The organism is Paenibacillus chondroitinus NBRC 15376, assembly GCF_004000765.1.
Classification (GTDB): Bacteria; Bacillota; Bacilli; order Paenibacillales; family NBRC-103111; genus Paenibacillus_E; species Paenibacillus_E chondroitinus.
Genome location: NZ_BILW01000062.1, coordinates 1 through 20,299 on the forward strand (window position 1 = coordinate 1; position 20,299 = coordinate 20,299).

At 47.6% G+C, this 20,299-nt stretch carries 22 protein-coding genes; 15 read left to right on the forward strand and 7 right to left on the reverse strand.

The genetic code is table 11. The features are described from left to right. The 11 genes from PCH02S_RS32930 to PCH02S_RS32970 all read left to right on the forward strand — a co-directional run. A partial coding sequence (locus tag PCH02S_RS32930; RefSeq protein ID WP_127458334.1) for a PfkB family carbohydrate kinase occupies positions 1 to 872 on the forward strand: 872 nt, incomplete at its 5' end. 344 nt (positions 873 to 1,216) lie between these two features. Then, positions 1,217 to 1,927: a CpaB family protein gene (locus PCH02S_RS32935; protein WP_127458335.1), complete on the forward strand. Its 711-nt coding sequence runs from the start codon at positions 1,217 to 1,219 to the stop codon at positions 1,925 to 1,927. Positions 1,928 to 1,947: 20 nt separating this feature from the next. After that, on the forward strand, positions 1,948 to 3,183 hold the full coding sequence (locus tag PCH02S_RS32940; protein ID WP_127458336.1) for an AAA family ATPase: 1,236 nt from the start codon (positions 1,948 to 1,950) through the stop codon (positions 3,181 to 3,183). A gap of 24 nt (positions 3,184 to 3,207) precedes the next feature. Continuing rightward, positions 3,208 to 4,710 carry an ATPase, T2SS/T4P/T4SS family gene (locus PCH02S_RS32945; protein WP_246069369.1) on the forward strand — a complete coding sequence of 501 codons (1,503 nt, stop codon included), beginning with the start codon at positions 3,208 to 3,210 and terminating at the stop codon, positions 4,708 to 4,710. A 4-nt stretch (positions 4,711 to 4,714) separates the two neighbouring features. Then, complete coding sequence (locus PCH02S_RS32950) at positions 4,715 to 5,647, forward strand: hypothetical protein (protein ID WP_127458337.1); 933 nt, start codon at positions 4,715 to 4,717, stop codon at positions 5,645 to 5,647. A gap of 128 nt (positions 5,648 to 5,775) precedes the next feature. Continuing rightward, complete coding sequence (locus PCH02S_RS32955) at positions 5,776 to 6,531, forward strand: hypothetical protein (protein ID WP_127458338.1); 756 nt, start codon at positions 5,776 to 5,778, stop codon at positions 6,529 to 6,531. 14 nt (positions 6,532 to 6,545) lie between these two features. Next, positions 6,546 to 6,695 (forward strand): hypothetical protein, encoded by a 150-nt coding sequence (locus PCH02S_RS36030; RefSeq protein ID WP_164819826.1) that lies wholly within the window; start codon positions 6,546 to 6,548, stop codon positions 6,693 to 6,695. 30 nt (positions 6,696 to 6,725) lie between these two features. Further along, positions 6,726 to 6,857: a hypothetical protein gene (locus PCH02S_RS36795; RefSeq protein WP_268597730.1), complete on the forward strand. Its 132-nt coding sequence runs from the start codon at positions 6,726 to 6,728 to the stop codon at positions 6,855 to 6,857. Continuing rightward, positions 6,854 to 7,279: a hypothetical protein gene (locus tag PCH02S_RS32960; RefSeq protein WP_127458339.1), complete on the forward strand. Its 426-nt coding sequence runs from the start codon at positions 6,854 to 6,856 to the stop codon at positions 7,277 to 7,279. The genes PCH02S_RS36795 and PCH02S_RS32960 overlap by 4 nt, the downstream gene beginning before the upstream one ends. Positions 7,280 to 7,295: 16 nt before the next feature. Further along, entirely contained in the window at positions 7,296 to 7,778 is a 483-nt protein-coding gene (locus tag PCH02S_RS32965) for a hypothetical protein (RefSeq protein ID WP_127458340.1), read from the forward strand. Between the two features lie 53 nt (positions 7,779 to 7,831). Then, a complete protein-coding gene (locus PCH02S_RS32970; protein WP_127458341.1) occupies positions 7,832 to 9,010 on the forward strand; it encodes a M24 family metallopeptidase in 1,179 nt (392 codons plus the stop codon). A gap of 345 nt (positions 9,011 to 9,355) precedes the next feature. Here the strand turns inward: PCH02S_RS32970 and clpP are convergent, their stop codons facing one another. From clpP to PCH02S_RS32985, 3 genes are read right to left on the reverse strand one after another with little or no spacing between them, the layout of a single operon-like run. Then, a complete protein-coding gene (gene clpP, locus PCH02S_RS32975; protein ID WP_127458342.1) occupies positions 9,356 to 9,937 on the reverse strand; it encodes an ATP-dependent Clp endopeptidase proteolytic subunit ClpP in 582 nt (193 codons plus the stop codon). Positions 9,938 to 9,965: 28 nt separating this feature from the next. Beyond that, on the reverse strand, positions 9,966 to 10,271 hold the full coding sequence (locus PCH02S_RS32980) for a hypothetical protein (protein ID WP_127458343.1): 306 nt from the start codon (positions 10,269 to 10,271) through the stop codon (positions 9,966 to 9,968). A 14-nt stretch (positions 10,272 to 10,285) separates the two neighbouring features. Then, complete coding sequence (locus PCH02S_RS32985; RefSeq protein ID WP_127458344.1) at positions 10,286 to 10,870, reverse strand: ArsR/SmtB family transcription factor; 585 nt, start codon at positions 10,868 to 10,870, stop codon at positions 10,286 to 10,288. A 361-nt stretch (positions 10,871 to 11,231) separates the two neighbouring features. Here PCH02S_RS32985 and PCH02S_RS32990 point away from each other — a divergent pair, with 361 nt between their 5' ends. Then, a complete protein-coding gene (locus PCH02S_RS32990; RefSeq protein WP_246069371.1) occupies positions 11,232 to 11,636 on the forward strand; it encodes an enolase C-terminal domain-like protein in 405 nt (134 codons plus the stop codon). 86 nt (positions 11,637 to 11,722) lie between these two features. Here PCH02S_RS32990 and PCH02S_RS32995 read toward each other — a convergent pair whose 3' ends face one another. Continuing rightward, positions 11,723 to 12,445, reverse strand: coding sequence for an amino acid ABC transporter ATP-binding protein (locus PCH02S_RS32995; RefSeq protein WP_127458345.1), 723 nt, complete (start codon positions 12,443 to 12,445; stop codon positions 11,723 to 11,725). Next, positions 12,432 to 13,895: an ABC transporter substrate-binding protein/permease gene (locus tag PCH02S_RS33000; protein ID WP_127458346.1), complete on the reverse strand. Its 1,464-nt coding sequence runs from the start codon at positions 13,893 to 13,895 to the stop codon at positions 12,432 to 12,434. The genes PCH02S_RS32995 and PCH02S_RS33000 overlap by 14 nt, the downstream gene beginning before the upstream one ends. Before the next feature lie 61 nt (positions 13,896 to 13,956). Between PCH02S_RS33000 and PCH02S_RS33005 the strand changes: the two genes are divergently transcribed. Beyond that, positions 13,957 to 14,388: a hypothetical protein gene (locus PCH02S_RS33005; protein ID WP_127458347.1), complete on the forward strand. Its 432-nt coding sequence runs from the start codon at positions 13,957 to 13,959 to the stop codon at positions 14,386 to 14,388. Between the two features lie 180 nt (positions 14,389 to 14,568). On the opposite strand, the gene PCH02S_RS33010 is transcribed toward PCH02S_RS33005, so the two are convergent. Beyond that, positions 14,569 to 15,408 (reverse strand): YitT family protein, encoded by an 840-nt coding sequence (locus tag PCH02S_RS33010; protein ID WP_127458348.1) that lies wholly within the window; start codon positions 15,406 to 15,408, stop codon positions 14,569 to 14,571. Between the two features lie 342 nt (positions 15,409 to 15,750). Here PCH02S_RS33010 and PCH02S_RS33015 point away from each other — a divergent pair, with 342 nt between their 5' ends. Both PCH02S_RS33015 and PCH02S_RS33020 read left to right on the forward strand, forming a co-directional pair. Continuing rightward, positions 15,751 to 16,326: a TetR/AcrR family transcriptional regulator gene (locus tag PCH02S_RS33015; protein ID WP_127458349.1), complete on the forward strand. Its 576-nt coding sequence runs from the start codon at positions 15,751 to 15,753 to the stop codon at positions 16,324 to 16,326. Positions 16,327 to 16,395: 69 nt separating this feature from the next. After that, the gene (locus tag PCH02S_RS33020; RefSeq protein ID WP_127458350.1) at positions 16,396 to 17,613 is read left to right on the forward strand and encodes an MFS transporter; all 1,218 of its coding nucleotides are present in this window, start codon (positions 16,396 to 16,398) and stop codon (positions 17,611 to 17,613) included. Positions 17,614 to 17,723: 110 nt separating this feature from the next. Here the strand turns inward: PCH02S_RS33020 and PCH02S_RS33025 are convergent, their stop codons facing one another. Then, entirely contained in the window at positions 17,724 to 20,060 is a 2,337-nt protein-coding gene (locus PCH02S_RS33025) for a helix-turn-helix domain-containing protein (RefSeq protein ID WP_127458351.1), read from the reverse strand. Positions 20,061 to 20,299 lie beyond the last annotated feature (239 nt).

The window sequence follows — 20,299 nt, forward strand, 5'->3', positions numbered from 1 at the left end:
GCTTCCAACGGGCGGCGGGCGGAGCACCCGCCAATGTGGCGGCGGCGGTCGCCAAACTAGGCGGCGACGCAAGGTTTATCGGCAAAATCGGCCGAGACCCCTTCGGCGATTTCCTCGTGCGCACGCTTGACGAAGTCGGCGTGCAGACGGCCGTTGTCCAGACCGATGAGGCGAAGACCGGTCTGGCTTTTGTTTCGCTGCGCGCGGATGGTGAGCGCGATTTCCTGTTTTTCCGCGACCCGGCGGCGGACATGCTCCTGCGCGCAGACGAAGTCCAGTCGCAGTGGCTGGAAGACGCAGCGGTCTATCATTTCGGCTCGGTATCCTTGATAGCCGAGCCTTGCCGCACCGCGACGCTGGATGCAGCGCAAAGGGCGAAAGATCTTGGCGCACTGGTGTCGTACGACCCCAACGTGCGCCTAGCGCTTTGGCCGAGCGCGGACGCGGCTCGGACCGAAATCCTTGCGCAGCTTCCGTTTGCGGATGTGGTCAAGGTCAGCGAGGAGGAGATCGAATTCCTCCTCGGCGTGGACGCGACCACTGGGGCGCAGCAGCTGCTGCAGCGCGGACCTAAAGTGATTATCATCACTTTAGGCCCTGAGGGCTGCCGCGTTGTGAGCGCGCGGCAGGATGTAGTCATCCCCGGCACGCCGGTGGCAGCCGTGGATACAACAGGCGCCGGCGACAGCTTCGTCGGCGGCATGCTCTTTCAGCTGGCGTCGCTGGGCGTGACGCCTGCGAACGTCGTTGACGTGCTGGCTGAAGCTGGCGTTGCTGAGCGCGTTTTTGGCTTTGCCAACCGCGTGGGCGCCATCACCACTACGCGTCGCGGCGCCATTCCTGCACTTCCAACGCTCGCGGAAGTGGAATGAACTTAGGCTCTATTATGCGATTTCGCATACTTTCTGTTGTATCTACAGGGTAGACAGGCAGGAAGGGGTAGAGAGGGATAGAGCTTGTTTATGCGAAAATCTGAGTCAAAGGGATAGTGGCGGTAGGCGTAGAAATGAGAAACCCTCAAGCCCTCGTCCCCCAACATTAGTACAAGGAATGGCTAATTTTTTTGCATGAACGGACGAGAAATAGATAAATTCCATTTTTATGTTGAAATATGGAAGATTCTATGCTATTTTTAATGTGCGAAGAACGCAGATTTCGGATGAATGTCCGAGACCTGCGTTTTTTTTGTTTTTTTATAATCGATGGAGGTGAGAGTTTGAATCGCAGAAGAAGCCTGCTTATTGCTGTGGTGGCTGCTGTTACGGCGGCTATGCTCGTGTATGGGGTATACGTGCTGCAAGTTAATCAGGTGGAGATGCAGCAGACGATTCCGGTCGTGGTTCCAAAGGATTTTATTCGTGCGGGAGTCTTAATACGTGAGGACATGGTGGAGCTCCGGCCTGTACAGAAGGGAAGCTACACATCCGGTATGCTGACTAGTTTGAACGAGATCATCGGGCAGGAAACGTTAATACCGCTGGGCACGAAAGAACCTATTTTGAAATGGAAGGTAAACCGTTATCATATGCTTCCGAATGAGCGGCAGGCCACTTTCCAAATGCCTAAAGAATATTTGCTGTCGGTATCTAACGGCATTCGGGCTGGAGATCGTGTTCGTGTGTATGTCTCGGGTACGGAGGACGGCGGCTCACGGAGGCTTTTTGAAGAAAAAGAAATTACGGTTGCTTCTGTAAAATCCTCGGCGAATGTGGAAGTGGACAACCCCAAAAATCCAAATTTGTTATCCAAGGTGGAAGGTGATAAGGAGAAAATGTATGCTTCCCGCTTGGAAGCAAACGGAGCTATTGACCAAATCAACTTGAATTTAACCGAAAATGAGTGGCTGGAGATTGATCGTTTATGCAGCTCGAAGAAAGCAAAATTGGTTATTGCTTTCAGTTCCTCTTCCATTTTGACCGGAGAATGAAAGAGAAGGAGGGATGAGGTATGAATATCGGTTTACTTTCAACAGATCAAAGATTAATAGACGAAATTATTCACGTCGTTTATAGAAAACCATTGAACTGGATCATTTCATCAACAGCTGCGGATTTGATCAGTCATTTAGCGGAGTTAACATTTTCACATGTGATTATATCCGATCGCGAACTGGATTTCGGCGGCTTGGAGGAGTTCCTTGAAGGGCTGCAGCAAGCAAAACCCGACTTGAAAATCATTGTTTTGCTTTCCAATTATCACGATGTAACGATCAATGAAAAGTATGTGAAAATGTGCAAACTTATGAGGCTGGACTACATTCAGCCGGGACGCAGCACCGCAGTGATTGCGGATGACATACGGGCATGGGTGGACGGGTTCGGAGGAGATTTAAGATACCAACAGCCCGTAGGTAAAATAGTTACATTTATCGGATCCACGCCAAATATCGGGACGACCCTGGCTTCTTTTGGTGTGGCTTATTCGCTGGCGGCGGAGACGTCGCAGAAGGTCGGATATGTATGCTTGAATCTAAAAAGCTCTAAGCTCCACTGCTATTTAGGGAGAGACGAAAACGGCTTTACCCTGGATGGCTTGCGTGCGGAGCTCAAAGCTCAAAGCTTGACACCCGATAGGCTGCTGCTCGTTTGTGATAAACCAAAGGAAGCCCACGGGCTGTATGTCCTCTATGGGAATATGCTGCGCGAGCAAGCAGAGTTCTTTTCGCCATCGGAAATCGTACATTTGCTGCGTGTAGCCCGGAGGGCTTTTGATATTTGCATCATAGAGGTCAATGCTTATTGGGACAACGCGGCAACCGTTTGCGGGTTGTTGGAAGCTGACAGCAAAGTAGTCGTTACGACAGCGGATATTGCTCATTTTCAGGAAGACTTTTCACGGTGGATTAGGCAGGTTGGCTCGGTTTTTGGTTTGCAGCCGGACGGTTTTGAGCTCATGGCCGTTCAGACAGAACGTCATTCCAAGCATAGTGAGTTTACGATTAAAGATATCCGCAAGGAAACTCAGCTGCATTTGATCGGACAGATGGCTAAGCATGGGGACGCGCTTTCTCGCTGCAATCAAGGCAAACTGTTCGACATGCTGACCCCAAGTCATCCGATGTATGAGGAGGTTAAAGCTGTTGCGGCCAAATTGGCCGACTTTTATAAGCTGCCCAGGAAAGAAACGGTACGGCAAATTACATGGCTGCAGAAGCTGATGACGGGGAGAAAAACGGCAAGTTAATGACAAGGAAACGGGGTGAAAGGAGTGAACGAGGAAAGATTTTCGATTATTACTTATATGCACGAACGAAAATTGAAGGAAAAGGTCACAGGAGCAGGTTTTGACACGGGAATTTATCCGACGATCGACAGCAGCACAGAAAAAATGGTTGGATTAGGGTCAGAAAATAGAGAAAGCTGCAACGATCTAAGAGAGGGAACGGGTGGACAGTCCTCCGAGGAGGATGTGATTTTTGAGCAATGGGTACAGGATATACGCAGTGAGCTTGTGACGATGAAAGGCAGAACGGAGGCCGAGAAACAACTCTACAATGAGACGCTGAATCGCGCCATTCTTGGTTATGAGGAGGATCGTGGGAAGCTGCTTGCCGTTATTCATGATCTGGTTTCAAAAAGAAGGCTTACCGGCAGGCCTCCCCGAACGAGCGGATACACGACTCTGCCGGAGGCGATTTTTGCAGAAATTATTGGGATGAATGTACTTGAGCTGGTATTGAAACATAAGGAGGGACTTGAGGAGATCCAAGTTGTGGGGAGGCAGATTTTTGAGGTGCGTGGCGGGAATGCGATCCCATCCGCTTATGCGCTGCCTTCTGTACGTGAATTAGAAAGAATTCAACAAAATTTAGTGCTTTTTAACAATGATACGCTGAATCCTAGAAAGCGCTGGGCCGAGGTCGTGCTGCGGGATGGATCGCGAGTTACGATGACTGGCTTCGGATTTACGGCTGAGCCTACTTTGACAATTCGTTTTTATACGGTAAAAAGGTTTGACTTGGCGACTTTGGCTTCTGCGGAGCTTGCCACAATGAATCATCGAATGGAGCAGTTAATTCGGTGTTTGATCCGTTCTTATTTTAACCTGGTCGTTATTGGCCCCACGAATTCCGGTAAAACCAATCTTATTAAAGCGATCATCGCTGAAATGGATCATAACGAAAGGATTATTACGATCGAATCGCGGTTTGAATTAAATTTGAAACGTGATTTTCCGTACAAAAATATCGTCGAATACGAAATTGACGAGGAAGATCCGAGACATTCGGGCTTGCAGGCTTTTAAGCTGGCATTGCGTCAATCACCGAAGCGAATTTGTCATGCTGAAATTCGCGACGAGGATGCGAACCTTTACGTCAGAGCTTGTACGCGGGGACATGAAGGCAGCATTACTTCCGTTCACGTAAGTGAACTTGAGGATGTTCCTGATGCGATTACGGACATGTGCATGTTGGACGGCAGGGGAATGGATCCTCTGCGTTTGACGAAGCGGATTACCGCGTTTGTGACACAAATCGGGTTGGAGATGGCTGTTGTCCACGGGAAAAGGAAGATTGTGCGGATCGTCGAATATCGGTACGAAAATGAGGAGGTTTGCGTGACGGAACTCGCAGTTTATGACAAGTCGACAGAGGATTGGAAATTTCCCGGGAAATTGTCGCAACCTGCATCGCGGAAAATCGGTAAGGCTGACCATGAGGGGCATGCTTTGTTGATGAAGCTCGGTTTTATTGAGAAAGAAGGCGAGTGATGGCATGATTTTCGCTACATATGCCTTTCTGACGCTGCTGTTTATCGTCGTATTTCTGGCTGTGCGATCCGTTTTACACGTACTAATCCGACAGCGCAAAGCCAGATTCAGGCTGCATTATGTCAAAACATCTTCTCTCGGCAATCGTTTCAGTGAATATTTGGGCCATAGAAGTCGATTGATTAAGCATGTAAAGGAGATGATGGAATCCGTCGAATTAGGCATGAGCCTGCAAACGATGCTGGTGGTGACTTTTGTCTTATTTTTAGTCGGCGTGATAGCGGGAATCTTGTATTTTCAGTCGGTAAAAGGTGTTCTGATTTTGACTTGCATCTGCGTGTCGCTGCCCTATGTGCTGCTTCGACTTAAATTGGTTAGTGTGAGGCTGCAAACCCGATTGGAGTTTCTCCCGGCTGTAGAAGTATTTTACCAGTATTACATGGTAGATCCTCATAAAAATATGAAAATGGCACTGAAATATTGTTTAGAGGAAAACCGCATTTTGTATCCGATTAAGCCTGTGTTTGAGCAGCTTTATCGAAATCTGATGACACAAAGAGATAAGGAGGAGAGCCTGCGCATTTTTTCACTCACATTGGGCCATGCATGGGCTGAGTATTTCGTTGGTATCCTGCGTGTCGCTTTGACGGAAGGGAGTTTTGTTGGCGATAGTTTCAAAGAGCTAATTATCGACATGCGAAAAGCGCAGCGTTTCGATCAAATGGAACGAAATCGACTTTTGGAGATTCGGATTGCCAATTTTACGCCGATTTTATTTCTTGCCTTATTTTTGTTCATTAATTTCAAAGTAAACGCTGACAATGCCTATTTATACTATGTTTTGGACCCTGGCGGACGCAATATGATTTTGGACGCGCTTTTGCTGATATTCGTTTCTTTTATCATGGGGATTTATCTTTCAATGCGAAGAATGTGAGGGCCTAATGAATGATTCAAATTGCATCTAATTTGCTACTATTCGTGCTGTTCATGACGGCCGTTTATCACGGGATTATGCTTGTGCCTGTTCGGGCAAGTAGGTGGAGGACATCGCAGGTTATGAGCGTGCTTCGAGAGAAGAAGCTTCCTGACTGGTTGTTTAAATGCTTAGGGCTAAAGGCAAAAACGATAGAAGAAAAGAGGCAGCTTCTGCTAGGGTGTGGCATTCGGATGAATGCAGGTCTCTACGAAGGTAGCAGGAGAATTCTGTTGCTGGCAGCCTTTTTGGTTGGTGTTTTAGGTTATGTTGGCCTACAACATCCATTGCTCACTTTGTTTATTGAGCCTATCTATGTATTAACCGGGGCGGCCTGCCTGTTGCTATTTTTGTTTTTCGATAAAAAAGTGCTGGCTCAGTTGAAGGAAAAGAGAGCTCATCGCATTGTCCGGGAAATTTACGTCATTAGTCATCATCTGCTTTATTACAATGATTCACATATGAGTTTACATGCAAAGTTATCTTTATGTGCTGCTCAAACTCGCTCGATTCGGACGCAGTTCGGGCTGCTGCTCAATGAGTGGTATCAGGGCTCGGAAGCTGCAATTGCCCAGTTCAAAATCAGGTTGGGAACGGACGAAGCACACAGCTTCGGGGAGACATTAAATGTGCTCAGGTTGAATGAACATGCGAGCTACTATGATCTGCTCAAGCAAAGGATTCAGGACTATAAAGAAAAAATGGAGTTAGTTCGGGAAAGTAAAAAAGAGGCAGTTTCTTACGTGCTGTTTGTGCTTGCCGGACTGCCGATTTTGAATACGTTTCGAGTATTTATGTACCCGTGGGTTGCTGAAGGTCAGCGTTTATTTCATGCAATTAACTAAAGGAGTGGCTTGTTATGAGAAATATTTTAGTTACCGTTATGATGTTGATTGTGGTTGCTTTCCTCTTTACATCGATTGTTAATGATGGTTCGACAGGATTAAGGCGGAATATTTCGACGCATGGCACGCAGGCCAATACGGATATTACGGCATTAAGGCCTTAATGCAGAGGGCAGGCTGTGAGGTCGATTTTGATGACAGTGATGTTGATTATGGTTGTGATTGTTATCTATAACAATGTGGTTGGAGGAAGTACAGGAACGCGCATGCAGGTGAACAACGGAGGTGCCAGAATTAATGGAACCATAGAGCGGATTGATCCATGAAGCAGCTGTTAGTGTTCGTTTTACTTGTAACTATGCTCTGTTGGTTCATGTTCGCTCCTGTGTATAAGCATGTCATTATCGTTCGCCAGGCTGTTTTGCAGAAAGAGGTTGACTATCTACTGGAGATTGGCGCTAACGGCAGACATGGGTACATCGATCAGTCGATGATTCAAGAGTCCAGGAATCGTATGGAGGCCAGGGGTTTTACGCCAGGAGAACTCGTGTATATGATTGGAACCACAACGGGAACGGGCGGGACGGATGCAACATCGCCTGTTTGGCGAGGAGCAGGCTTAAGTTTGAAGCTGACTTATCCGTATCATCGGCTTTTTGTTATTGATCGATTAGTGGGGATAACGGTCCCTGCCGAAACGGACCGAATGGGCGCCAGCGGCATGAAGATGAGTGAGTATGTGCCTTGAAGGTTGAGGGGATGTTGTGTATAAGCTGCTATTCATGGCGCTGATGAGTGCCGTGTTCATGTCGATGTATGCGCTGCAAACGGATGAAGAGCTGGCCATGCATACGCTTTTTCATGGGAAGCATGCGCTGAACCGTGCGGTTCATGCGGCTGCTCAGCAAAATGATCAGGTGAAGCTGGCTGAGGGCATCCATTCAATTGATGAGAGTAGGGCAAGGACTGTTGCCCTGCAATATTTGCAGGCAAACTTAAGACTGGATACGGCGAACAATCCGCTGCCTGGAACTTTTTTACAGAATGAGGTGGTGGTGGAGTTATTTAAGATCGTTAATGAAGGGGAGGTATTTCCTTATACTTATACAAATTCCACATACGGTTACTCCGTTACGCTAAACCGACCAGGGGTCATTATGTTCATTCGTTTGAAATTCCCGAGAACATATACTGTTTTGCAGCCGATTACTTGGAGGATTAAGTGTTCTGCAGAAATGGTATTTTGAATGTATAATAGCAGATGAGGTGTACATTCTTGGAGTTGTGAGGAGAGGTACGAATGACGATTTTCCAGCTAAGGCAGCAGTGGCTTCAGGGTGAGATGATCAAACGGGGATGGTCCGGCTTCCTGGTCACCCATCATGTGGATATATATTATTACTGCGGCTCGATGCAGACGGGGTATTTGTTTATCCCGGCGGAGGGCGAGGCACTTTATCTCGTTCGCCGCAGTTTGATCCGCGCCGAGGAGGAAGCGTCAGCGGACGTGGAAGCGCTGGGATCCTGGAAGACGCTGGCTGAGCGTCTTCGCGCGCGCTGCGCCGCGGCGGGGGATGCACCGCTGCGGATCGCGACGGAGCTGGACGTGTTACCCGTCCAGCTGTTTGGGAAGCTCCAGGCGGCGCTGCCCGGCGCGGCCTGGGAGGACGGCTCGCTGCTCGTGCGTGAGCAGCGAATGATCAAATCGCCGGACGAAGTCGCGGCGATTCGGGAGGCGGCGCGCGTCGTCGACGCGGCGCTGGAAGCGGTCATCCCCCACATTCGTGAGGGGATGGCGGAGTTTGAGCTGATGGCGCTCATCGAGCATCAGCTCCGGCTGCGCGGGCACCAAGGGCTGATGCGCATGCGCGCGTACAATTCCGAGTTAATCACCGGAATGGTCGCGACAGGCGCGGCGGCAGCGGTGCCCACCTATTTTGACGGGCCGGCCGGGGGTACGGGGCTCCACCCGTCCAGCCCGCAAAGCTCAGGCCGCGCGCTGCTGATGCGCGGCGAACCGATTCTCGTCGACATCGGCTGCATGGTCGACGGGTATTTGATCGATCAGACGCGCACGCTCGTGATCGGCGATTTGGACCCTGAGCTGCAGCGTGCCTACGACGTGGCGGAGCAGGTGCTCCGCGCCACGGAGGCTAAGCTGCAGCCAGGCATGATTGCGGAGCATCTGTATCTGCTCGCGCTGGATCAAGTGCAGGAAGCGGGACTGAGCGCCCACTTCATGGGGTATGGCGCCGACCAAGTGAAGTTCCTTGGTCACGGCATTGGGCTCGAAATCGACGAATTGCCGGTTCTCGCCAAAGGCTTTAAATACCCGCTGGCTCCCGGCATGGTCATCGCCATCGAACCGAAGTTTACGTTCCCCGGGCGCGGAGTAGTTGGCGTTGAAGATACATATCTGATTACGGACATCGGTTGGGAGAAGTTGACGATTTCGAGGGAAGGTCTTATCCGGGTTTAGGTTGTGAAGCAGCCATATCGCACAAAGAAGAAGCTGATCTCTGTGAAAGTAGTGTTTGCTACTTTTGAGACAGCTTCTTCTTTTTGAGGACTTATTAGTACCCAATTCGCTTACATCAGTGCGAGCGAGCAGTGGGAGGGAACCACGGGGCGCTATTTGAGCCACTTCGGCTAATTCCGGTAGCCATGCAGAACTGTAGGGTCTTATTTGCCTTAGGTTGGCATCATTTCGCTTGTATTCATGGAACAAGCGGCCCACAGTTCACTTAGCCTTGCCGAAAGGCTGTTTGCAAGGGAAATAGCGGATCATAGTTCCCTTTTTAACCTAAGTAACTTGGTCTCGAGCTTAAATTCTCTCGATAACTTTGTCAATCAAACCGTACGTCTTCGCATCCGCGGCCTCTAAATAGTAATCACGGTCCGTATCCAGCTCAATTTTCTCGATTGGCTGTTTCGTTGTATCTGCGAGAATGCGGTTAAGTGTGTAGCGTGTTTTGAGAATATGCTGAGCGCGAATATGAATGTCGCTGGCTTGCCCTTGGGCGCCGCCCCAAGGCTGATGAATCATGACTTCTGCGTTTGGCAGTGCAAAACGCTTGCCCGGCGCACCCGCTGTCAGAAGAATCGCACCCATGGATGCCGCCATTCCCACACAAATTGTAGATACGTCAGGTTTGATGAAATTCATCGTATCATAGATAGCCAATCCGGCTGATGTTGAACCGCCAGGGGAGTTAATGTAGAGAGAAATGTCTTTCTCAGGATCTTCAGCGGAAAGAAACAAGAGCTGGGCAATAATCGCATTGGCTACTTGATCATTCACTTCTGTTCCTAAGAAGACAATTCTGTCTTTAAGCAAACGGGAATAAATATCGTAAGAGCGCTCTCCGCGCGAGGATTGTTCAACAACCATAGGTATGAAGCTCATAGGATTCATCCTTTCTATTTTGAGGATTTTAAGCAACGGCTCTGCTTTGTAGCGTATGACGGTAAGCAGGTTGCTTCTGGCCAAAACCAGAGGAAATGATGACAAGACGGACGGGTTCCTCTCCCTGAGAAGAAGGGAATTCACGAACGTTAAAGGTAGCTTCTGACTCAGATAAACCTTGGCGGCGATAATCGTCAATGGAGATCACTTGACCCTCTGATTTGCTTGGAGCTACGCGCTCTCTAGGGCGCTCCCATGTGATAATAGCTGCACCTGGCAATGTGTCCTTTTGTTCTCTTTTTGATTCTTTCTCTTGCTCATGTTCTTGACTCATCGTAGGCGTCCTCCTCATTCTTTCGGTTTCGGATACACGGCTAATAATACTTGATAGGCTTCATTCTCATCTTTGCCGGCAGCGTAACGTTCCACTAACTGCTGTACCATTGCAGCATACTCCTCAATGAACGCCTGTCGTTGATGCTCATCGCACAAATGAACTTGGAGCTGCAGCGTAGCACTGGGAATTTCTTCTCCCACATCAGATTGCTCCATTAGCAGCATGGCGTCACGCCTTATTCGCTCTGACGTTGTGACAAGATGGGCCAGCGAGCTTTGGTCCTTCAACTTTTGCACGGTCTCAGGCTTCATGCTCAAGCTGTCAGCCAGCACGAAAGTTTTGGCAATGGATCTGTACAGAACTTCGACCAGATTGCGCACTTGCCGCGTGCCGACTCGCTGCACTAGACCCGCTTTTTCCAAAGCTTTCAAGTGATAGTTGATCCGCTGCGCGGTCTCACCAAGCGTTCGAGCCACTTCAGCTGCAGAGCCAGGTTCGAGGAGCTGTGCAATAATCTCCCCGCGGATGGGGTTAAGCAGTACAGTAGCTTGCTCAGGTGACTCGATGTAATACCTTTCTTGGATATCGTTTAGCATGGAGAGGATGCCTCCAGTACAATGATTATGTTACGTAAAAATATTTTATTACGTGGAAGTTGGAAAGTCAATGGGCGGTTAGAAATCGACTGCATCATCATCAAACTAACTAACAACTAACTGTTGGTGTTAGTGGATGACAAATTGGTATTGAATTGGACATTAAAGTTTTTTTACTGAGTTAGAGTATATGAGTAACAATATATTAATTGTAGTGGCTGGGGATAAATCTAAACGGGCAGTTTGAAATCAAATGTGCTTAGATAGGAAAAAATGGATAAAAACTGAATTGTTATTATATTCCATTTTATGTGATTCAGAAACCGAAAGGAGAAAACGAAAGGAGCTCAATCCCGACGACGTGTTCAATCACCGCAAACTGGCCGACGAGCTGAACGTTCCGATTGCGCTTGGCGAACATGTGTATACGAAATACGCGTTTCGCGACTATATCCAGCAGGGAGCAGTCGAATACGTGCAAGCGGACGTAACGCGCCTCGCTGGCGTGACCGAATGGTTGCAAGTCGCCGCGCTCGCCCATGCATATGATTTACCGGTATGCCCACATGTAGGTGATATGGGCCAAATCCACCAGCATCTCGTCGCCGCGACGCCGAATGCAATCATGCTGGAGTACATCCCATGGATCCGCCATATTTTCGAAGAGCCTGCGACGGTGAAGAACGGCTATTATGTACTTCCGGAAATGCCGGGAGCCTCCACGACGATTATCCAGCGTTACTTCGACGAGTACAGGGTGAAATAACTCAAACAAAAGAGCCTCAGAGAACAGTGTCTCTGAGGCAAATCTTTTTACTCTACATAATCATTTTATCTAAAGAAAACCTTATCCTATAGAACTTTAGCCAAAAAATCTTTCGTGCGGGTGTTAGACGGGTTTCCAAACACTTGCTCAGGAGTCCCTTCCTCCACAATCACACCTTTATCCATGAACACAATTCTATCGCCTACTTCACGGGCAAATCCCATCTCATGGGTTACGATAATCATGGTCATGCCACCTTTAGCCAACTTTTTCATAACATCCAGCACCTCTCCTACCATTTCCGGATCGAGTGCCGAGGTCGGCTCGTCAAATAGCATCACATGCGGCTGCATCGCCAAGGCGCGTGCAATGGCAATCCGCTGCTGTTGTCCGCCGGAGAGTTGGGAAGGATAGCAATCCTTCTTATCTGCCAGTCCAACAGTGTGCAGCAGCTTCAACGCAGTTTTCTCTGCGTTGGCGGTTGACAGACCTTTCACCTTGGTAGGTGCCAGAGTCAGATTTTGCATAATAGTCTTATGCGGAAACAAGTTGAAATGCTGGAACACCATGCCCATTTTCTCCCGGGTGGCGTTAATGTTGTGCCCACGGGCGGTAATGGACTGGTTTTCAAATAGGATTTCCCCGCCGCTGGGCTGTTCCAGAAGGTTGATGCAGCGCAGAAAGGTGCTTTTCCCCGAGCCACTCGGCCCGATGACAACTACGACCTCACCGCCTTCGATGCTGATATCTATTCCCTTGAGAATTTCTGCTTCTCCATAGGATTTGCGTAAATCTTTAACGGTGATCACTAGCTCCCATCCTCCGTTCCCATGCGCCAAGCAGCTTGGACAGCGTGAAAGTCAATACCAAATAAATCGCGGCTGAAATAATGAGCGGGCTAAGTCCCTTGTACGTGATATTCTTCACGACTCCAGCTTGGTACATAATATCTGCCATTCCGATCACCGATATAATGGACGATTCTTTGATAATCGTAATAAACTCATTTCCGATCGCGGGAAGAACGGACTTAAACGCTTGCGGCAAAATAACATGACGCATCGCCAGCCACCTGTTCATTCCAAGCGAACGGGCTGCTTCCATCTGCCCGCGATCCACGCCTTGAATACCCGCACGGAAAATTTCCGCCAAATAAGCCGAACTGTTCAAGGACAGTGTGATAATACCTGACTGCAACGGGGTAAAGTTGATCCCCAGTGTGAGCGCCAGCCCATAGTGGATAATCAAAAGCTGCGCCAACATAGGTGTACCGCGCAAAATCTCAACATACGTTGTACCCAGCAAGGTTATCGCCCGGATACGTGACATTCGCAGCAGACTAATGATCAAGCCAATTATGAAGCCAAACAGGACGCCAAGCGCAGACAATAGCAGTGTATAACCGAGGCCAATCGCGTAATAGCTGCGATATTCCCAGAATATTGTAAATATATTTCCAGATGATTGCGGCTTATCTACAGACAACATACTCGCTTGTTTAACCATCTCTGTAATACGGTTCTCGTTCTTTAGACGGGCGACCGTCGAATTGACTTGTGCCAGCAACTCTGTGTTCCCTTTGCGGATGCCGATCGCGGCTTGAACAGGTGCATCGTCCGGAACGGCTTCCGCAAGTGTAAGCGCGCTGTTCTGCAGGTAACCGACGGCAACGGTGTCTTCCAGAATGACGGCATTAATTCGTTTCGTCTGCAACTGCAGAACAAGGTCCGGTATGCGGTCAAGAGATGTAATAACAGCTTCCTGAACGGATCGAGCAATCTCCTCTTGAACGGAGCCTTTTTGTGCGCCGATCTTATCACCCTTCAAGCTATCCATACTCTTGTAGCGTTCTTTATCTTCGGTACGAACCATTAATACCTGCTTGGATTGGTAATAGTTGTCCGAGAAGTCGATACTTTGCCTGCGTTCATCTGTTGGTGTCATTCCGGATATCACCAGATCAACCCGGCTGCTTTGCAAAGCGGGCAGCAAGGCATCAAAGCTCATGTCCTCAATAATAAGCTTTGCACCCATGTCCTTGGCAATTTCACGAGCAATATCAATATCAAAGCCCACGATCTGGTCTTTTCCATTTATAGTTTTATGAAATTCATAGGGCGCAAATTCGGCGCTGGTACCCAGCACAAGCGTGTTCTCCGACTGGCTGCCAGCCCCATAAGTGGTCTGAACGGGAAAGCCAGTCAGCAGCAGCACCAGTATCAACAATAAAAGCGCCGTATAACGGTAATGCTTTTTCACTCTATTTCTCTCCTAACTTGTAGTATGAACAAGAATATCGTGTAATTATAAAGAAGTATGAATGATTATGCAACTGCCTGCTCGACTCGATGCGTTGATGGTGGAGCTGAAGAAACTGCTCAATGAGTGTGTGGCTTCCAGCGATATTCATCATATCGGCTATGAGTTTTACAGGGTTGGACGAAAGGATGCTGATTTTGCAACCACCGCCATTCATGGAATTAGCGCCGTTATGTTTCTTGCGCAATCATCGGTACAATGTGCTCGGTTTACTTATCAGGAAATGCACGAGCTGGGCGAGAACGTGGCTAATATTTACATGGAATGCGAATTTCAATCCGGTGTTATCGCACATCTGCGCTTTTGTCCGGTTGCCGGCGTAGTGGTGGAGCGTGCGACTGTGAATGCGTATCAGCTTACGTTTTATGCTGAGTTGCCGATATGGAACGCTTATAATTATCCAGGAAGGCTAATTCATCTTGAAAATGGCTGAGAACGAAGCATTTTTTAACTCGATTCGAACGGGGCAAGCTCCTGAGGGCGATCTTCGCAGCGCTCTTCAAATGGAGTATGTTTATTAAGTAATTTACGCGAGCCTCTCGTTAGTTCAATAATTATTTTTGTGAAAAAATGTATTTTACTCAAACTGGTTATACACTGAGCTATCTGATTTTTAGGAATTTTGAATGTCGACAAAACCTTTACCGAACACATCCTGCACATTTTGAACTGTCATGAAAGCTTCGTGATCCGCGGATTTTACGATGTTCTTCAGCAGGGCAACTTCCTGTTTCTTGACTATAATATAGAGAATATTCATGGAAGTCTTCGTATAATAACCATGACCGCTTAAGACCGTAACACCTCGATCCATAAGAGTGTTTACTTGTTGAGCGATCTGGTCTTGTTTTTTGGAAATAATCGTTATAGATTTCGTTGGATTCAATCCGTCTATCACGAACTCCATTACTTTGGTAGCTACGAAAAGCATAATAATGGTGAACATCAGTCTTTCGGGGCCAATGATAAAGTAAGAGGACATTGCTACAACAACATCGCACAACAACAACGCAAAACTGATATTCCAGTCCCAGAACTTGTTCATCAACTTGGCTATGATAACAGTGCCAGCAGTCGTACCTCCTACCCTAACAATAAGTCCGATGCCAAATCCAACCAGAACCCCTCCGAAAATAGAATTCACAATTAAATCGTTTGAAGCAATATGCCAACCTTGGGTCAGATGAAGAAACAACGAATGGAGAGAAACGGCAGCGAGTGTATATAATACGGTCTTTCTTGTTAACAAACGGCATCCAATTGCCAACAGTAACAGATTAATAATCAAGCTTGTCCAACCTGGAGACCATTCCAGCAAATAATATAAAATGATAGTAATGCCAACCACACCACCCTCGCCCAACTCGTGAGGGATGACAAACACATTAATGCCCAACGCAAAAGCTAGTGCACCAACTGTTATAAATAACAAATCTATGAATGTTCTTTTCACTTCTATAGCCTTCTTTCTCGCTATGGTACTAAGCCATGACGCAAGCCTGTCGTGTCATTTCATGTTATTGTTACATTTAAACACGGCCTTCGTAACTTCTCAAGGAGTTGTGCTACCATGCTACCATGCTAACAATTTAACAGATTAAAGACAGACTTCATTGAAGGCAGCTCATACAGGGCGGATTTTTGATGAAAGAATTATTAATTGTTCCAACACCACTTCAAAACTTATTTGTCTCCCAACAGTGAGAGGCTGAGCTAACTTTCATAGCTGCAGAAAATACTGGACTTATCGTTCCGGAAAAGTTTATACTGTACCTACGGAATCGGAGGGAGAGTCATGGGACGCTACAAAGAGTTTGATAAAGAAGCGGTGCTTCATAAAGCGATGCTCGTTTTTTGGAAGAAGGGCTACGAAGCGGCAAGCATTCCCGATTTGCTGGAAGCTATGGATCTTAGCAGATCGAGTCTGTACGAAACGTTCGGGGACAAACAAACGCTTTATATCGAGGCGATCAACTGGTACAAGAAGTGGAGGCAAGCCAAACGGGACATCCTCGTCAATGCGACATCCGCAAAATCGGGAATCCGGCAGTACTTCGAGATACACATCGATTCCGCCTTGGGTGGCGAGTCGCCGAAGGGCTGTCTCATTACGAATGCAGCAGTCGGCATGGATTCGCCAGATGAGCAACTGAATGCGTTGATCAGGGAGCGGTTTGACGAGTTGGAGAAATCCTTCTACGAGCTGCTGCGCAAAGGTCAGGAGACGGGCGAAATCATGCCTGAGAAAGATATCAAGACTTTATCTTATCTGCTTTCAAACCTGAATCATAGTATAAATATAGTTGCGAAGGTGCAGGGTGACCGCAGCAAGATGCAGCAGATGATAGACACGGTGATGGAAATGCTATAAAACATATTTTTTTTATCAATTCAGGAACGAATGTTCCAGAAAATTTCTGATGAATAAAGGGGACTTTTTATGCATTCAGCTTCCATTCCAACGGAAAAGTCGGTTTCGCCATCGCTGATTTTTATCCTGGCGGCCGCTTGCGGTATCATAGCGGCAAATCTTTATTATGCTCAACCATTGATAGGCTCGATCAGCTCGACCATCGGGCTCTCCTCCAGTACTGCCGCACTCATCGTTACGTTGACTCAAGTCGGCTACGGGATCGGCTTGTTATTTATCGTACCGCTCGGAGACATCCTGGAAAATCGTAAGTTGATCCTTTCATCATTGCTCCTTACAGCCGCCGTTTTGACAATTGCCGCTGTAATTAAAAGCGCCATCTTGTTCCTCACCGCTTCACTCGTGATCGGAATAGGTTCCGTAGCAGCACAAATCCTTGTGCCGTATGCGGCTCATCTTTCGCCTGAAGCCGTGCGCGGTCGCAACGTGGGCAACGTCATGAGCGGGCTGCTGCTGGGGATTATGTTCGCGCGTCCCATTTCGAGCTTGGTAGCGGAGTATATGGGCTGGCGCGCCATATATTTCTTCTCCGCAGCATTGATTTTCACGCTGGCTCTTGTATTGGCAAAGACACTACCCTCAAGGAAGCCTTCGGCCACTACCGCTTACCCGGCGCTGCTGCACTCTATGCTGCATCTGCTGAAGGCGACACCGGCATTGCGCCGGAGGGCAATTTATCATGCTTGTGTATTCGGAACGTTCAGTTTGTTTTGGACTACAGTTCCGTTGGTATTGACAAGTCCGCCGTTTCTTTTCACTCAGAAGGAAGTCGCTCTGTTCGCATTAGTCGGGGTAATGGGGGCAATTGTGGCGCCAGCGGCGGGCCGTATGGCAGACCGTGGATGGGTTCGCCCGGCTACGGGATGGGCATTGGCCATCGTCATCTTTTCCGGGCTGCTTCCCTTGCTGGTTCCATCAAGTTCTGCACTCGCAGTCCCGATTCTCGTAGTTGCGGCGATTTTACTTGACTTGGGGGTTTCCGCCAACATGGTTCTCGGGCAGCGGGTGATTTTCTCTTTAGGAGCGGAATTTCGCAGTAGGCTTAACGGTTTGTATATGGCCATTTTCTTTTTGGGGGGCGCTATCGGCTCAGCGGCAGGGGGATGGGCTTACGCAGCGGGGGGCTGGAAAGCGGCACTGCTGATCGGAATCGCCTTACCGACTATCGCGATGGCGTATTATGCGACGGAGTTTTCGAGAGTAAGGAAGGACAGTCTCATTGATTGAGGAGCACAGTTTGCATAGGTCTAAAGTTAAACAGGCGTGCACTCATTGCGTACACGCCTATTTATTTTCTAATTGTATGGTGAAACAATTAATTCGTATGAAGCCCCCACCTACCCTTTCCGCACCTGCCGCTGAATCCGATACTCCGTTGGAGATATCCCCTCCAAATTTCTAAACGTTCGAATAAACGAGTTACGGTTGTTAAAGCCGATCTCTTCCAATATTTTCTGAATCGGCTTGGATGTATGCTGCAGCATCTCCTTGGCTTTCGCAATTCGCAGCTCCTGCAGATATCTCTGAAACGTCATGCCTAGTTCCTTTTTCAACAGTTTGGACATGTACTTGGGTGAGGTGTTGTATTTGTCAGCGAGCATGTCCAGACTAATGTCTTCGTGATAATAGTCGTCAATGTATTGCTTAAACAACTTAATATCAAACCCTGGCTGGACAGGGGTGCATGCTTCTAGAACACTATCGTAAAACGACACGATGAAATCTGCCATATCCCCAATTGAGTGGGTACTGATGGACATGACGAATTCGCTGTAGTTTTTGAAGATGGATTCGTCCATCGTTGTATCAAGCTGCTTCAACGCTTGTGTACCGATCAGATACAGATGCATATACAGCTGTCTACTGCTCATATCGGTCATAGCGCTGTTCATATTGGCATTAATAATTGTCTTCAGCAGTTGCTGCAAATCCTCTTGCTTGTTGGAGAGCAGCAGGTTTAAGAGCTTGTTTTCATCCGTTTTGCTTAGCAAATATCCGGACTCGTCCTGATTGTTTTCGTTATAAATGCTGATCCTTTTGGTATCGAACGGGGATACCCGCCAGAGCGCCTTCATTGCCTCGACGTAGGAGCGTTGCATGCCTTGATAGCCAGTATGCTTCCTGCCGATGCCGATATGAATGTGCACGAACGCTTTGTCGGTCTGAAACAGATCGTCAATTTGCTGCAAATACTCATGATACGCCCATGTATCGGCGTCATGGGGCAGATTCACCAGGATGGCGAACAGATTGGTGTCCATCTCTAGCAAATAGACCGAAGAGCTTGGTGGAATCATCGATTTCATCAGCTTGAGAAGCCGTTGAGAAGCTTGATTCTGGAACTCTTCTGAGAACGAATCGTAGAATGGCTTCTTGAAATTGCACTGAATGAGCCCGACCCAGAAGGAATCGTGCATAAAGCTGAATTTGCAATTTGCCAGGAAATCGTCGATCCTACTGTGGTCCATTTGACTATTACTCTTAAGCATCTTTACCAGAAATTGATCGATCACCAGCGGGAGCGTATAAGACAACGTCTCATTCAGATGGGCGACATTGCTTTTCATTCGGTCAATTTCATTATTAATGTATTCAAATTCTTTGAACGAATCGCTGCTGCGCTGCATACTCCGACCATCCTGCAACGTACGGACGAGAGCCCGGATAGGCGAGTATAGCATTTTGGTGAACAGGATAGACATAAGTAGCCCGACCAGCAGTGCGATTGCTGTAACAATGATATTCCAATTACTGAAATTGTTAAAATTTGTTTTGATATCCGTAATAGGAACGCTAACGATCATATTGGCTTGCTGGAAGAAAAAGCTGGTGTTGAATTTGATAATGAGCATTTCTTGATTGCGAAACGTCATCTTAAAGCGATTGGCTGTCTCTCCCACAGCCTTTTCTAAAATCGCTGACATGTCTGCGTTATTCTCCTCGGTTGAGAACAGCAGTTGATTGTCTTGGTTGGAAACGAGAAGCATACTGTTCGGCGTTATCTTAAAGCTGCGAAGAAGTTGTATAATCGGCTGCACGTCCAGATTGATCACGTATAAATCGTTCGACCAATAGCCTCCAATCATCGACTGCACGACAGGAATGCTCGTTTTACCGTGGTTTCGGATGGTTCTGGAAATGTCGGAAGGGGGGAGAATCGTGAACAAGTGGTGATTCGCCTGATACGCCTTCCAAAAATCCTTCGGATACAGTCCGCTACGGTACACCTTGTCGTAATAAAAATCGGATGCATACGTACCTTCATCGCTGATGATTAGCTTTTCGCTGCGTTTATATATGTAAGCGTTATCAATGTAATTGCTGCTTGATTTAATGCGGGACAAGGAACGAATGGCTTCGGTAATATCGGCATATTTGGACACATCGTCGATGGTATAGTTCGCGGAAAAAATGCGCAGCACATTAGGATCAAGCGCTAGCAAATAGTTGGTTTGATAAATGCCTTCGAACAGATTGTTCAAGGAGGATGCGATATTGGCGACTGAGCGGTCATAATTATGTTCGATCTGGTTTTCAAATTTGCTCAGAAGGACGTTATACGATAAGAAGTTAATAAGTTGCAAAAACATTGTAATGGAGAGAAACAACAGGATTAATCGGAAAAGGATGCTTCGGAAACCAAGCTTCTTCCATTTGGATATTATCGCAGGCATATCGCTGTCCTCACATCCTTATGTTGTTATGATTTGATCAAATTATAGTTAGCAATGAGGGAGCAAGTCAACTTTGTTACATCGATATAAAAGGATTAGGTAGAAAAGTGTGACATGGTGGAATAATCGAACTTGCGATGGAAAGGAAAAGCGTGACATAGGCGATTAATCGTTGTACACAATAGGCGAAATCGATGACATCGATCCCGAACTGGCTGTATTCATCTCCACGAGAAATG

What these genes read in the sequence shown, in the direction of transcription:
- PCH02S_RS32940 (WP_127458336.1), top strand. Translation starts at nt 1,948, where the DNA reads ATGAATATCGGTTTACTTTCAACAGATCAAAGATTAATAGACGAAATT.
- PCH02S_RS32950 (WP_127458337.1), top strand. Translation starts at nt 4,715, where the DNA reads ATGATTTTCGCTACATATGCCTTTCTGACGCTGCTGTTTATCGTCGTA.
- PCH02S_RS36030 (WP_164819826.1), top strand. Translation starts at nt 6,546, where the DNA reads ATGAGAAATATTTTAGTTACCGTTATGATGTTGATTGTGGTTGCTTTC.
- PCH02S_RS36795 (WP_268597730.1), top strand. Translation starts at nt 6,726, where the DNA reads ATGACAGTGATGTTGATTATGGTTGTGATTGTTATCTATAACAATGTG.
- PCH02S_RS32960 (WP_127458339.1), top strand. Translation starts at nt 6,854, where the DNA reads ATGAAGCAGCTGTTAGTGTTCGTTTTACTTGTAACTATGCTCTGTTGG.
- PCH02S_RS32970 (WP_127458341.1), top strand. Translation starts at nt 7,832, where the DNA reads ATGACGATTTTCCAGCTAAGGCAGCAGTGGCTTCAGGGTGAGATGATC.
- clpP (WP_127458342.1), bottom strand. Translation starts at nt 9,937, where the DNA reads ATGAGCTTCATACCTATGGTTGTTGAACAATCCTCGCGCGGAGAGCGC.
- PCH02S_RS32980 (WP_127458343.1), bottom strand. Translation starts at nt 10,271, where the DNA reads ATGAGTCAAGAACATGAGCAAGAGAAAGAATCAAAAAGAGAACAAAAG.
- PCH02S_RS32985 (WP_127458344.1), bottom strand. Translation starts at nt 10,870, where the DNA reads ATGCTAAACGATATCCAAGAAAGGTATTACATCGAGTCACCTGAGCAA.
- PCH02S_RS33005 (WP_127458347.1), top strand. Translation starts at nt 13,957, where the DNA reads ATGATTATGCAACTGCCTGCTCGACTCGATGCGTTGATGGTGGAGCTG.
- PCH02S_RS33015 (WP_127458349.1), top strand. Translation starts at nt 15,751, where the DNA reads ATGGGACGCTACAAAGAGTTTGATAAAGAAGCGGTGCTTCATAAAGCG.
- PCH02S_RS33020 (WP_127458350.1), top strand. Translation starts at nt 16,396, where the DNA reads ATGCATTCAGCTTCCATTCCAACGGAAAAGTCGGTTTCGCCATCGCTG.
- PCH02S_RS33025 (WP_127458351.1), bottom strand. Translation starts at nt 20,060, where the DNA reads ATGCCTGCGATAATATCCAAATGGAAGAAGCTTGGTTTCCGAAGCATC.